General features: G+C 30.5%; 13 protein-coding genes. 5 read left to right on the top strand and 8 right to left on the bottom strand.

Annotated features, from left to right (window positions below):
• The 4 genes from Q0998_RS07765 to Q0998_RS07750 all read right to left on the bottom strand — a co-directional run bounded on the left by Q0998_RS07765 (position 1) and on the right by Q0998_RS07750 (position 4,214).
• The gene (locus tag Q0998_RS07765) at positions 1 to 1,125 is read right to left on the bottom strand and encodes an AraC family transcriptional regulator (RefSeq protein ID WP_299668484.1); all 1,125 of its coding nucleotides are present in this window, start codon (positions 1,123 to 1,125) and stop codon (positions 1 to 3) included.
• A 10-nt stretch (positions 1,126 to 1,135) separates the two neighbouring features.
• A complete protein-coding gene (locus Q0998_RS07760; protein ID WP_299668481.1) occupies positions 1,136 to 2,020 on the bottom strand; it encodes an AraC family transcriptional regulator in 885 nt (294 codons plus the stop codon).
• Positions 2,021 to 2,427: 407 nt separating this feature from the next.
• Positions 2,428 to 3,357, bottom strand: coding sequence for a hypothetical protein (locus tag Q0998_RS07755; protein ID WP_299668478.1), 930 nt, complete (start codon positions 3,355 to 3,357; stop codon positions 2,428 to 2,430).
• A 71-nt stretch (positions 3,358 to 3,428) separates the two neighbouring features.
• Entirely contained in the window at positions 3,429 to 4,214 is a 786-nt protein-coding gene (locus Q0998_RS07750) for an alpha/beta hydrolase (protein WP_299668475.1), read from the bottom strand.
• Positions 4,215 to 4,258: 44 nt separating this feature from the next.
• Here Q0998_RS07750 and brnQ point away from each other — a divergent pair, with 44 nt between their 5' ends.
• On the top strand, positions 4,259 to 5,524 hold the full coding sequence (gene brnQ / locus Q0998_RS07745; protein ID WP_299668472.1) for a branched-chain amino acid transport system II carrier protein: 1,266 nt from the start codon (positions 4,259 to 4,261) through the stop codon (positions 5,522 to 5,524).
• A 4-nt stretch (positions 5,525 to 5,528) separates the two neighbouring features.
• Here the strand turns inward: brnQ and Q0998_RS07740 are convergent, their stop codons facing one another.
• Together Q0998_RS07740 and Q0998_RS07735 are read right to left on the bottom strand one after the other, a co-directional pair.
• Entirely contained in the window at positions 5,529 to 6,011 is a 483-nt protein-coding gene (locus Q0998_RS07740) for a hypothetical protein (RefSeq protein ID WP_299668470.1), read from the bottom strand.
• On the bottom strand, positions 6,001 to 6,780 hold the full coding sequence (locus tag Q0998_RS07735; RefSeq protein WP_299668468.1) for a hypothetical protein: 780 nt from the start codon (positions 6,778 to 6,780) through the stop codon (positions 6,001 to 6,003). Before Q0998_RS07735 ends, Q0998_RS07740 begins: the two co-directional genes overlap by 11 nt.
• Before the next feature lie 286 nt (positions 6,781 to 7,066).
• Here Q0998_RS07735 and Q0998_RS07730 point away from each other — a divergent pair, with 286 nt between their 5' ends.
• Both Q0998_RS07730 and Q0998_RS07725 read left to right on the top strand, forming a co-directional pair.
• Positions 7,067 to 7,849: an alpha/beta hydrolase gene (locus Q0998_RS07730; protein WP_299668465.1), complete on the top strand. Its 783-nt coding sequence runs from the start codon at positions 7,067 to 7,069 to the stop codon at positions 7,847 to 7,849.
• Between the two features lie 77 nt (positions 7,850 to 7,926).
• Positions 7,927 to 8,931, top strand: coding sequence for a sugar kinase (locus Q0998_RS07725; RefSeq protein ID WP_299668462.1), 1,005 nt, complete (start codon positions 7,927 to 7,929; stop codon positions 8,929 to 8,931).
• A gap of 42 nt (positions 8,932 to 8,973) precedes the next feature.
• On the opposite strand, the gene Q0998_RS07720 is transcribed toward Q0998_RS07725, so the two are convergent.
• Both Q0998_RS07720 and Q0998_RS07715 read right to left on the bottom strand, forming a co-directional pair.
• The gene (locus Q0998_RS07720; protein WP_299668460.1) at positions 8,974 to 10,269 is read right to left on the bottom strand and encodes an aminopeptidase P family protein; all 1,296 of its coding nucleotides are present in this window, start codon (positions 10,267 to 10,269) and stop codon (positions 8,974 to 8,976) included.
• Positions 10,270 to 10,601: 332 nt separating this feature from the next.
• Positions 10,602 to 11,918 (bottom strand): DEAD/DEAH box helicase, encoded by a 1,317-nt coding sequence (locus Q0998_RS07715; protein ID WP_299668457.1) that lies wholly within the window; start codon positions 11,916 to 11,918, stop codon positions 10,602 to 10,604.
• A 356-nt stretch (positions 11,919 to 12,274) separates the two neighbouring features.
• On the opposite strand from Q0998_RS07715, the gene Q0998_RS07710 reads away from it, so the two are divergent.
• Positions 12,275 to 12,526 carry a type II toxin-antitoxin system Phd/YefM family antitoxin gene (locus Q0998_RS07710; protein WP_299668454.1) on the top strand — a complete coding sequence of 84 codons (252 nt, stop codon included), beginning with the start codon at positions 12,275 to 12,277 and terminating at the stop codon, positions 12,524 to 12,526.
• On the top strand, positions 12,526 to 12,783 hold the full coding sequence (locus tag Q0998_RS07705; RefSeq protein WP_299668452.1) for a Txe/YoeB family addiction module toxin: 258 nt from the start codon (positions 12,526 to 12,528) through the stop codon (positions 12,781 to 12,783). Before Q0998_RS07710 ends, Q0998_RS07705 begins: the two co-directional genes overlap by 1 nt.
• Positions 12,784 to 12,793: the final 10 nt, after the last annotated feature.

Below are 12,793 nucleotides of genomic sequence, written 5' to 3'. Positions count from 1 at the left end.
TTAAGCTGTTTTTCTAAATTGAGTTGGTGTATAACCGGTATGTTTTTTAAAAGCAGTATTAAAGGAAGATTTAGAATTAAACCCAACTTCGTATAAAATTTCTAAAACGGTAAATTCTTTTTTAGAGGGATTTTTTAAGATTTTCATGGCTTCTTTGATTCTATATTGGTTTACAAAATCAAAAAAATGCTGATTTAAATGTTGATTGATTAATACAGAAAGATCTCTAGAATTCATCTGAATCTGTTCGGCTAAATTTCGGATAGATAAAGAGGCGTCTAAATAGGGCTTTTTAGATGTCATATAAGAAGTTAATTGTACTACTTCTTTTTCAAATGCACTATTATGGGTATTTTGATATTTTTCAACTAAATCTTGCGTTAATCTTGTTTTAGAATTTACTCCATTAAAAAGATTTGGATACCTTAAAGCTTTTAAAACATACCAACAAACCACACCTAAAACATAGATAATTAAAATATTCATGGCGATTTCAAAATTCTCTTGTTGCCCAAAATATTTTAAAACATTTTTTACAATGGCAACAACATAAAGTATTGATGTAAAAAGTAGTAATTGAAACAACCATTTATAGGTTTCTATCGTGTTGCTGGAGTAATTTTCTAAAAATATTTTTTTAGCTTTTTTTAAGACTATAAAACCAGCAACTAAATAGAGTGTAGACTGTAAGTGCAATGCAAAGTGGTTAAATACTATTTCGTAAAGTGAATTAAATTTTTTAAATAATGCTATTTTTTGATCTGTAGAAGCCAAATAAAACCTTGGAATCATTACTAAATTTGCAATAATAAATGGTAATATATGCCATAAATGAGACCATTTTAACTTAAAATCTGAATAGCAAACAGATAAAATATACAAATAAAACACAGGCATTTGCAAATAAGATAATTGCATTTTTGCTATTAATAAGTTTGAGGGTGTATCAAATATAAGATTAGAGAAAAAACCACTAAACTCAATAGCATTTAATATTAAATAAGTTGAAAACAGTTTATTGCTTATTTTATTTTTTGATGCAACAGAGAAAATAAATACTGCTAAAAGTAACGAAATAAATGTTGCAATAATGCCAATAATTGTTGATAAATCGATTGCTCTCATTTACTTTCTATTACGCTGTTTTTCTAAATTCTGTTGGTGTTTTTCCTGTCTGTTTTTTAAATGCGGTATTAAAAGAAGATTTAGAATTAAAACCCACTTTATATAAAATTTCTAAAACGGTAAACTGATTTTTAGAGGAATTTTTTAAGATTTCCATAGCTTCCTTCACTCTATATTCATTTACAAAATCGAAAAAATGCTGATTCAAATTTTGATTGATAAGAACAGACAACTCTCTCGAATTCATTTGAATTTCTTCTGCTAAATTCCTGATAGACAAAGAGGCGTTTAAAAAAGGTTTTTCAGTTTCCATGTAAAATGTTAACTGTCTAACTTCTTTTGAGTTTTGTGTTGTTCCTTTATCCTTTTTTTCAGAAATTACTTCCACTTTAGAATTTACAGGATTAAAAAGTTCTGGATGTTTTAGGGCTTTTAGCACGTACCAGCAAATTATTATCAATCCAGCAATGTTAAGAATTAATTGCATTTTAGGTAAATAATTTGTGCCGTTCACATATTTTAGAATGCTTTGTAAAACAACAATACTTCGAATAAATGTAAAAGCCAAAGCAAATTCAAATAACCATTTGTAAGTTTTAGATGCTGTGTTGGAAAAGTTTTGAAGATATATTTTCTTATACTTTTTTAATATGATGAAAATTAAAATAATGTAAACAATAAATTGGAGATGTATGGATATATGAAGATATCTCAATTCCCAAATACTATTAAAATCTTCCCATATTTTTAATATTTCTGATACACTTAAACTATAAAATCTAGGGTATAAAACAATGTTGATAACAATAAACGGAATTATATGTAATAAATGCTTTGATTTTAATTTAAAATCTGAATAACAAACCGATAATACATATAAATATAAAACGGGCATTTGTAAGTATTCAAGAGAACTTTTAGCAATTATAATATTGCTTAAACGAGTAAGAAATAAATTATGAAAATAAGCTGAAGCATTAATTGCACTTAGAATTAAAAAAAAAGCAAAAAGCCTATTACTTAGCTTATTTTTAGACTTTACAGAAAAAAGAAAAAAGGCAAGTAGAATACTTATAAAAAAATAAACAATAGATATAAATGTAATCGCACTAACTCCTTCCATTATTTTAAGTTGATATCAAATATAGTTTTAAAAAATAGGTTTTGCAATGACAGTTTTTGATATCATAGAAACATTAAAACTTGGCTGAGCATATAATTTTTCAAATATAAGACAATTGGAAAATTCAAGAATATAGTTTCTTACTCACTATTAGTTTTATATAGCGACGGAAACAATTTCTATTCAATTTTTAATGGTGTCTTATAGATTTTACTCAAGCCGTTGTTACTTTCAGAGAGATATTTTTTAAAATCAGAAATGTCATTAAATTTCCTTGGTGTACTATTATTCCTTTTGCTTGTAAAATACAATACTTGGTTTTTCTCATCATAAAAAGGGCAATATTCCATATACTTTGTGTTAATCGGCGCTCCTAAGTTTGTTGCCTTTGTCCAATTTCCATTTGTATCTTTTTTAGAAATATATAAATCACCGCTTCCTTGACCATCCTTTTCATTATATCTTGAAAATAGTATAAAATCTTCTTTCTCTGATATAAAAGCATTAAATTCATAACCAGCACTATTTATATTTTCACTTAATAAAACAGGGTTTGAATATTTGTCATTCTCCCATTTGCAAAAATAAAGATCATCTTTTCCTAAACCATTCGAAGAAATCATTGTAAAATAAATATTGTTGTTTTTACTAACAGAAGGATAAAATTCGTCTAATTCAGAATTAACGGGTTTTCCTATATTCTTAGGTTCTGACCATTCATCGTTTTTGTTTTTTCTGTCTACAAACCAAATATCAAAGTTCTTTTTAGTATCGGTAGCATTTCTTATTGGTCTATCGGAAACAAAGAATAATCTATTTTCATTAAATGATAAAAAAGGCTCTAAATACATGTGTGAATCACAAAAAGGCAGTAATTCTGGCTTTGACCATTCATTATTTTCTTTTGTAATATACGCAAGTTGTGAAATTTTTTGATCAGGACTTTGTAAAGTGAAAAAAGCTTCATCTCCATCTTTAGAAATACAAAAATCTCGTACGTTATAAAATTGATTTAGTGTTTTGTCAAATTGTATAATATCAGTTTCATTTTGAGCTAGTAATACATTTGAAATAAAAATAAACGAGATTAGTAATCTAATTCTTATCATATTTAGAATTTTGGGATAAAGTTGTTACTTACAAAGGTTAAACGAAGTTAGTTTATTTTTATAAATTAAGTTTAGCAACATTTTACAAAATTTTTTACAGTAGAAATTAGTTGCTCTTTATTTTCAATATGGCTCATGTGTCCATTCGGAAAAACAACAACTTTAGAATTCGTTTTTTTAGCTTCCTCTAATGAAGTTTTAAAATCTAAAACAGGATCTTTCTCACCAATTATAAGTAACTTTTTAAAATTATTTTCAGTTAAAACATAATTCCTATTCGTACGAATTCTCATGCCTTCTTGCCCTGCAATATATCCTTGAATAGGAGTTTTTAAAGCTTCTTCTAAGGCCGATTTCATCTCGTTTTTAAAAATTATACTGCTTTCTTTATCAAACAAATTGGTAAAAGACATTCTTACCATAGCTGTAAAATTATTTTGTATCATTTTGTTAGCACGCGTTCTTAATTTTTTTCGTTCTTCATCATCTTCATTGGAAGTAGAATTTAGTAAACACATTCCTTTTATTTTCTGCGGATTTTTTTCTGCAAAGGCCAATGCAACATAACCGCCCAAAGAATGCCCAATCAAAATACATTTTCTGATTCTTAAATGTTTTAAAACAGCTTCAACAGTTTCTGCAAATAGTTCCATAGTATGCACATAACCCAAACAATCTGATTTTCCATGACCTAGCAAATCAATGGTAATCACTCTATTTTTCTTTTCTAACTCAAATGAAACATCGTTCCACATGGAGGAATTCTCTAAAAAACCGTGAATTAAAACAACAGCAGTTCCTTTTCCCACATCAGAAAAAGTAATATTTGCATTTTTAAAAGTTATTGATTTTTGCATCACGCAAAAATATGTATATTTCGACCACCAATACAAGCATTAAAATGAACAAAACAAAAGAAATCTGGATTGCTGGTTTTGCACTCTTTTCACTCTTTTTTGGAGCTGGAAATTTAATTTTACCTCCAACGTTAGGAGTAAAAGCAGGTTTCGATTGGTGGATTGTAGTTTTGGGTTTTGTGTTAACCGCAGTTACCATACCAATTTTGGCAATTTTTGCACATGCAAAATTACAGGGAGCCTTGTATGATTTTGGTAAGAAAGTTTCACCAATCTTTAGCACGGTGTATTGTTTTCTTATTTATAGTATTGCCATTGCAATTCCATCACCAAGAACAGCAGCGGTAACGCACGAAATGACCGTGCAACCTTTTTTTGAAACTACCCCACTTTTAACAAGTGTTATCTATTTTGTATTGGTCTTTATTTTTGCCATCAATCGTTCTAAAGTGATTGGTTTAATTGGTAAGTTTTTAACACCAATTATTGTGATGATTTTATTAATCATCATCGGAATTGCGGTTTTTAATTCTTCGGGAACGATGAATCCGTCAACCTTTACAACCCCTTTTATAGACGGAATTTTAGAAGGCTACCAAACTTTTGACGCTATTGGCGGTGTAGTTGTAGGTGCCGTAATTATTATTTCATTAAATTATAGTAGCCATACCACTTTTGATGCCAAAAGAAAACTTATTAGAAAAGCAGGTTTGATAGCTGGAGCTGGTTTGTTACTTATCTATGGAGGTTTAATTTTAAGTGGTTCTTTATTCAGTGCAACATTTGCAGCAGATGCTTCAAGAATTGAAGTTTTATCAGGATTAAGTACACAGACTTTGGGGAATTTTGGAACCACATTTTTAAGTGTTTTAGTGGCTTTGGCTTGTTTTACAACAGCAGTTGGTATTGTAACAGGAACAGCAGATTACATCAAAGGCATTTGTAAAGATTCTAAAACTGCCTATATCATTACGGCTGCAGTTGCTTCTATTATCGGAATTATTGTAGGAAGTTACCAGGTAGATTTTATCATCACCTTGGCAGTGCCTGCATTGATGTTTTTATACCCAATAACCATTGTGTTGATTTTACTAAATATTGTTCCAGATAAGTATGCTTCAAAACTCGTTTTTAGAGCAGTTGTTTTAGTGACTTTTATTTTTAGTATTCCAGATTTTTTAGGGTTTATAATTCCGAGAGAAAATTTAGTGGGAATTAAGAATTTGATTCCGTTGGCAAATTCTAGTTTGGGTTGGGTACTTCCTGCTTTTTTGGTGTTTATTGGGTTGAATTTGGCGAAGAGAAAATAGATTATTACAAATCTAAAATTCCAAAAGTTTCAGTATAAGGAATATCAATGCTAATTATTTCAAACTTTGGACTCGTTTCTTTTTTTAATAAAGCTAATGTCTTTTTTGAACGTATGTCAGAAGTTATAAAATAAGTAATGTTTTTATCAGAATCTGCTTGTGCAAATAGTTTTGAGTCATTCGGTATTATTGCTCTCGGTGATAATGACTCAGCACTAATTTTATTTTCTCTAAAAAGAATTTTTGCAAATTCTCCAGTTTTTTCTGCTTCTTTTAAGTTAAAAGGTAAAATTTGAATATTTTTCAAAGGTAAATCTTCAATTTTTCCAAGAACACAATATTCTGCAACTGTAATTGTCGAAACTTTTAAAACTATTTCATTTTCCAAGAAATATCTATAGTATCCAACTGCATTTATATGAAGCGAATCGTCATCATTTAGTAGACGGATAAAGAAACTTGTATCAAGTAATACACTATGCTTCATAACCACTTCTTAAATTGCACAACCATTCATCTGCGTTAATAGTACTCCAACTCCTTTTAGCTTTTTTAATTAATGAGTTTAAATATTCTTTATCAAATTTTGGCTGATAGTCAATTAACTCTAATAGTATTAGAGATTTTGTGTCAATCTCTCCAGTTTCAATGTTTTGTTTTCCTTTCGCTCTAACACCAAACGTTTTAAAAAGTAGATTTTCTTCTTTTTCTTTTAGAAACTTCTCACCTGTTTCTATCGTAAGATACCCAAAATCTTGGGTGTCTAAATGAATATTAATTTTATTTTTCCCTCCAGCATCTTTTAAAATACCGTAAAAGTAAAATTCTGCATCCGCCCAAATATTTTCAGCTCTAAAAAATTTAGTAGAGGGATTGATTATTAGTTGATAATCAACATTTAGAGAGGTTTTTATTTGAAATTCATAATTTTTTTGGAGAGACAAATTTTGAATATTTTCAATTGCTCTTGCCGTTCTTACCTCTAAAAAATCGATAGACTCATTAATCTGTATTTGAGTTAAGATTGCGCTGAATCCAATAACAGATTGAATTGTTGTTTTAAATACATGTTTTACAGAACCTTCTTTAAGATCATAAGTAATTAATGGTCTGTCTTTTTTATTATTTGGGTATAGTAAATCATCAACATTTTGCAAAATAGATGCAATGTGTTTGATATCATAGTTATCTGGCTTCAGCTCTTGATTCCCAGATTTTCCGACAACTCGAATCTCTATTTCTCCTATTTTTTCCACAATTCAAAGATACAATTTATTTAATTTTATCAAATATCAATTTCCGCTCCTAAAAACCAGATCATCAAGAGAGAAGAGCTTACTAAAAAAGTGCGGGAAGACAATGGTGTTTTTGTAGGAAGAAGTTTAGATACCTAAATTTTTAAACTCCATAAAAAATAAAAAGAGCATAAAACATAATTGTTTATAAACATTCATCGAGTTGGTTTTCAAATAAAGATAAAAAGTGAATTTTCTAAACGTCAAAGTTAAAAACACTATTTTTACATTCTCAATTATATATTTTTTGCTAAACTACTACTCATATCCACATACAACTTCTAAAGAATGGGTTACTTTTGTTCATGGAGCAGGAGGAAGTAGTTCTATTTGGTATAAGCAAGTACGCGATTTTAAGAAGCATTTTAATGTGTTAATTTTAGATTTACGAGGTCATGGAAATAGCAAACCGAAATTAAAAGACACCTTTAATTCTAAATACACGTTCGATTCTATTACTGCAGATATTGTTGAGGTAATTGACCATTTAAAAATTAAAAAATCACATTTTGTAGGTATTTCCTTAGGAACAATTCTGATTAGAAATCTAGCCGAAAAAAAGCCTAAATTAGTACAAAGTATGATTATGGGTGGTGCCATTATAAAGATGAATTTCCGCTCGCAAGTTTTAATGAAAGTGGGCAACCTTTTTAAATCTGTGGTTCCTTATATGCTATTGTATAAACTTTTTGCATTTATAATAATGCCAAATAAAAATCATAAAAAATCGCGGTTATTATTTATAAATGAAGCTAAAAAATTATATCAAAAAGAATTTATACGATGGTTTAAGTTGACCTCAGAAATTAATCCACTTCTGCGTTTCTTTAGAACAAAAGACATCAAAATTCCTACGTTGTATGTAATGGGTTCAGAAGATCATCTGTTTTTACCGTCCATAAAAAATATCGTTTCAAAACATACAACTTCTTCACTTTTTGTAGTCGATAATTGTGGTCATGTGGTCAATGTAGAACAGCCAGAAATGTTTAACAATCAGACCATACAATTTATTTCTTCTTTAGGATAATCAAAGTTTATTTTTGTCCAATCAGATTGCGCTTATCAATTTTTTAAGGCTATATTTACTTTTTAAATGTTGATATAATGAGCCAAATTATTACATTCGGAGAGGTTTTAATGCGTATTTCGCCTGTAGGAAACAGAAAGTTTATACAATCTAATTCTGTAGAGTTTTATTTTGGCGGAACAGAAATAAACGTAGGCATTTCTATTGCCAATTTTGGCGGAAATGTAAAACATATTTCTTGTGTTTCTGATGATTTTATTGGCGATACCGCGATTTCTTATTTAAACAAGTTTGACATTGATACTTCAGCAATTATTCGATCTGAAAGACCTTTAGGAGTTTATTTTTTAGAAGTTGGCGCAGTCATGAGAGCAAGTGCTATTTCTTACAATCGATCACATTCTTCGTTTTCAGAAATTATTCCTACAATGGTGAATTGGGAAACTTCTTTAGAAAACGGAAAATGGTTTCATTGGACAGGAATTACACCTGCATTAAATAAAGGAAGTCAGCAAACCTTATTAGCAGGTTTAAAATTAGCAAGAGAAAAAGGAATGACGGTTTCTGCAGACCCAACTTATAGAAGTGGTCTTTGGAAATATGGTGAAAATCCGAAAGAAATTTTATCAGAATTAATGCAATATTCAACCATTTTTATTGGCGGAATTAATGAAATGAATGAGCTTTTAGAGACAAACTATTCGTATGCTAATGAAGATTTTGTAGAAGCAAGCCAACAGCTGATGGAAAAATTTCCATCGATAGAAAAAGTGTTTGATAAAATTAGAACCGCTATCAATTCTTCTTGGCATAAAATTAGAGCAAGGATGTGGAACGGTAAAGAATTTAAAGAAACGGAAGATTTAGACATTACACATATTGTAGATAGAATAGGAACTGGAGATGCTTTTGCAGCAGGTTTAATTCACGGTTTACAAAACTTTGACGATTTTAAAGCCATTCAATTTGCGTCTGCAGCGTGCGCAATTAAACACACCTATTTAGGAGATGTAAACTACGCCAATGAAAAAGATGTAATGACAATTTTAGAAGGCAATACTACCGGAAGATTAAACAGGTAAAAAAGCGAGCTGGAAAATCTTACTTTTAATACTTAGTCCAGTCTATGACTGGTTCATCAAGTCTTCAATTTCATCCGCTTCAATAGGAATGTTTCCCATTAAATTAAAAGGTGCTCCTTTTTCTTGAATCACCACATCATCTTCTAATCGTATTCCAAAACCTTCATTGGGGAGGTAAATTCCAGGTTCTACAGTAAACACATTATTCGCTTGCATTGGTTCGTGTAACAAACCATAATCGTGCGTATCTAAACCAATATGATGTGAAGTTCCGTGCATGAAATACTTTTTATAAGCAGGCCAGTTTTTATCTTCATTTTGAACATCCGCTTTGTCTAACAAACCTAATTTTAGCAGTTCAGAAGTCATAATATGGCCAACTTCTATATGATATTCTTTCCAAATAGTTCCAGGAACTAATAATTTTGTCGCTTCTTTCTTTACATGATTTACAGCGTTATAAACCGCTTTTTGTCTTTCAGTAAATTTCCCAGAAACAGGAACGGTTCTTGATAAATCGCTTTTGTAATTTGCATATTCTGCAGCAATATCAAATAAGATTAAGTCGCCATCTTTACATTGCTGATTGTTTTCTATATAATGCAATACATTTGCATTATTTCCTGAAGCAATAATTGGCGTGTAGGCAAAACCTTTAGAACGATTTTTTACAAACTCATGAATCAATTCTGCTTCAATTTCATATTCCCAAACGCCAGGTTTTATAAAGTTTAAAATTCTACGGAAACCTTTTTCGGTGATATTACAAGCATGTTGCATCAAATCCAGTTCAATTGGATCTTTTACAGCACGCAAACGCTGTAAAATAGGATTGCTTTTTGCTACCGAATGTGCAGGATATTTAGCCAACAACCCTTTTGTAAAACGATCTTCACGAGTTTCTGTTGCTACATTTGCTCTGTAATGTTCATTCGTATTGATGTAAAAAGTAGCGGCATAAGAAGCCATTTCGAACAATACTTTTTCTAAATCTTGCAACCAATAAACCGTTTTAATTCCCGAAGTTTTAAAAGCCGCTTCTTTGGTTAGTTTTTCGCCTTCCCAAACGGCAATATGATCGTTTGTTTCGGTAACAAAAAGAACTTCTCTTAAATTTTCGTTCGGACAATCAGGAAACAATAGCAACACCGTTTCTTCTTGATCAACGCCAGATAAATAGAAAATATCTCTATGTTGCTCAAAAGGCATAGTGCTATCTGCACTTATGGGGTATGTATCATTTGAATTAAAAACAGCCAAACTATTTGCCTGCATTTGTGAAGCAAAGTTTTTACGATTTTTAATAAAAAGTTGTGAATTTATAGGTTGGTATTTCATGTTGATTTTTTATTTCTGAAACAAAGGTAACGATAATAAAAAAACAACAGAAGATTAGAATTATCCTGCAAGGTCTTTTTTTGACCTTGTAGGTATAAATTTCAAGTTTTCATTCTGAAAGCATTTCTATTAAAAGTAAACAGTTGCAGTTTTCAGTTTCGAAAGTAAAAAATTTCTACAGATAAATAACATTCAGTTTGTCACGCTGGAAGCGTCTCATTTTATCAAATTGAAACCTTTTAAAGATTCTTTCAGAATGACAAACTGTATGTAAATGTTGATGTGAATTGACAAAGTAAATCCCAAGATCTGTGAAATCTGTGTCTAAAAAATTAATCATGTCTTTTCTTAGGAGCACCACTACTTCTTCCACGCCCAGAAGTTGAAGGTTTATTCCCTTTAAAATGGGGTTTTCTTTTTGGTGTATTTCCGTTAGAAGAACCTCCTTTAGATGATCTTTTCTTTTTACCAAAAGAACCTTTACTCTGTGTTGCAGCTCTTTTTGGAGGCGCAGTATCTGTAGGCTCAAAACCTTCTACAATGGTCGATTTTAATTTTTCTTTTAGTAATTTTTCAATTTCATTTTGATATTCAACCTCTTCGCTACACACTAAAGAAATCGCTTCTCCTGCAGCACCAGCTCTACCAGTTCTACCAATTCTATGCACATAATCTTCAGGTACATTTGGCAATTCATAATTAACTACATGAGGTAGTAGTGGAATGTCTAAACCACGTGCAGCAATATCTGTAGCCACCAAAACCTTTATAGAATTGTCTTTAAAATTCTTTAAGGCCTTTGTTCTTGCGCCTTGACTTTTATTTCCGTGAATTGCAGCAGCAGAAATTCCAGATTTAATTAGTTTTTCTGTTAACTTATTAGCACCATGTTTTGTTCTGGTAAAAATTAAAATTTGCTTCCAGTTATTGTCTTTAATTAGCTTAATGGTAAACTCAGTTTTTTTCTTTTTATCAACTTTATAAACCTTATGCGTTACTTTTTTAGCGGTTGAATTTTGCGGAGCAGTTTCAACCGAAACAGGGTTTCTTAAAATCCCTTCCGCCAACTTTTTAATATCTTTAGAAAAGGTAGCAGAAAACATCAAATTCTGACGTTTTGTTGGCATAAAACTGATAATCTTGTTAATATCTCTAACAAAACCCATGTCTAACATTCTGTCAGCTTCATCTAAAATTAACACATCAATTCGTTTAAAAGAAACTGCTTTTTGATCGTGTAAATCTAGCAATCTACCAGGAGTCGCTACCAATATATCTACACCACTTCGCAAAGTTGCAATTTGTGGTTTGGCATTTACACCACCAAAAACTACTGCAGATTTTATATCTACATATTTGCTGTATTCTCTTACGTTGTCATGAACTTGCGCAGCCAATTCTCTTGTTGGCGTTAAAACCAACGCGCGTAAAGGTCTGTATTTTGGGTGTTTTGTTTCCGCTAAACGCTGTAAAACGGGCAAGGTAAAACCCGCTGTTTTTCCTGTTCCTGTTTGTGCAGAAGCTAAAATATCTTTGCCTTCTAAAATATGTGGAATTGCTTTTTCTTGTATGGGTGATGGTTTGGTATATCCTTTCTCTTCTACTGCTTTTACCAATGCCTGAGATAAACCTAAATCTTTAAATGTCATAAAAATAATTTTTGAAACTCGCTTTATGTAGCTGTTTCTGGGGCAAAGATACGTTGTTTTAACTTGTAATATGCTATCCTGCAAGGTCTCTAAGACCTTGTAGGTATAAAAAGATTTGCTTATTTTTTATTTCGGCGTTTTAACGAGCTTTCACTACTCGCTTTTTTTCTCCGAAGTGTCGGAATCAAAAAGAGCTCAAACAAACCGTTCAATCCCTAACGCTCATTGAGTGTTTACCAACTTCCTGCGAGATCTTGAAGGTATTATAAGTTTATAAGAAAAGAGAATCAAAATCATTTTATTTTTCATAAAATTTATTTTGTACGTATATTTGTACTTTATAACGTACTAAAATTATGATAACAGCTACAATTTCCGACTTTAGAAAAGACATAAAGAGGTATTTAACAAAAGTTACAGAAAATTTTGAAACATTGATAATTAATAGAGGTAAAAGTTCTGGCGTCGTAGTAATTTCATTAGAAGAGTATAATTCTCTTCTTGCTACACAATATGAAATGTCATCCGAAAAAAATAAAGTAAGATTAGATTCAGCCATAGAAAAGTTTAAAGACAATACTACTTTTAGCAAAGAATTAATCGAATAATGAAATATGTATTTGTAGATGAATCGTGGGAGGATTACTTATATTGTCAGAAAATCGATAAAAAAATACTGAAACGAATCAATTTATTGTTGAAAGATATTTCCAGACAACCTTATGAAGGAATTGGGAAACCAGAAGCTTTAAAGCATAATTATAGAGGTTTTTGGTCAAGAAGAATAGATAGTGAACACAGGCTTATTTATCAAGTTCGTGAAGATGAAATTAGAATTGTAAAATGTAGATTTCATTACGATTAAACATAAATAT

Origin of the sequence: uncultured Polaribacter sp., assembly GCF_947501385.1 — a bacterium.
Classification (GTDB): domain Bacteria; phylum Bacteroidota; class Bacteroidia; order Flavobacteriales; family Flavobacteriaceae; genus Polaribacter.
Note: the sequence above shows the minus strand (reverse complement) of the source record. Positions and strands in the feature narration are given on the sequence as shown.

What these genes read in the sequence shown, in the direction of transcription:
- Q0998_RS07750 (WP_299668475.1), bottom strand. Translation starts at nt 4,214, where the DNA reads ATGCAAAAATCAATAACTTTTAAAAATGCAAATATTACTTTTTCTGAT.
- Q0998_RS07740 (WP_299668470.1), bottom strand. Translation starts at nt 6,011, where the DNA reads ATGAAGCATAGTGTATTACTTGATACAAGTTTCTTTATCCGTCTACTA.
- brnQ (WP_299668472.1), top strand. Translation starts at nt 4,259, where the DNA reads ATGAACAAAACAAAAGAAATCTGGATTGCTGGTTTTGCACTCTTTTCA.
- Q0998_RS07710 (WP_299668454.1), top strand. Translation starts at nt 12,275, where the DNA reads ATGATAACAGCTACAATTTCCGACTTTAGAAAAGACATAAAGAGGTAT.
- Q0998_RS07765 (WP_299668484.1), bottom strand. Translation starts at nt 1,125, where the DNA reads ATGAGAGCAATCGATTTATCAACAATTATTGGCATTATTGCAACATTT.
- Q0998_RS07725 (WP_299668462.1), top strand. Translation starts at nt 7,927, where the DNA reads ATGAGCCAAATTATTACATTCGGAGAGGTTTTAATGCGTATTTCGCCT.
- Q0998_RS07705 (WP_299668452.1), top strand. Translation starts at nt 12,526, where the DNA reads ATGAAATATGTATTTGTAGATGAATCGTGGGAGGATTACTTATATTGT.
- Q0998_RS07720 (WP_299668460.1), bottom strand. Translation starts at nt 10,269, where the DNA reads ATGAAATACCAACCTATAAATTCACAACTTTTTATTAAAAATCGTAAA.
- Q0998_RS07755 (WP_299668478.1), bottom strand. Translation starts at nt 3,357, where the DNA reads ATGATAAGAATTAGATTACTAATCTCGTTTATTTTTATTTCAAATGTA.
- Q0998_RS07760 (WP_299668481.1), bottom strand. Translation starts at nt 2,020, where the DNA reads ATGCCCGTTTTATATTTATATGTATTATCGGTTTGTTATTCAGATTTT.
- Q0998_RS07715 (WP_299668457.1), bottom strand. Translation starts at nt 11,918, where the DNA reads ATGACATTTAAAGATTTAGGTTTATCTCAGGCATTGGTAAAAGCAGTA.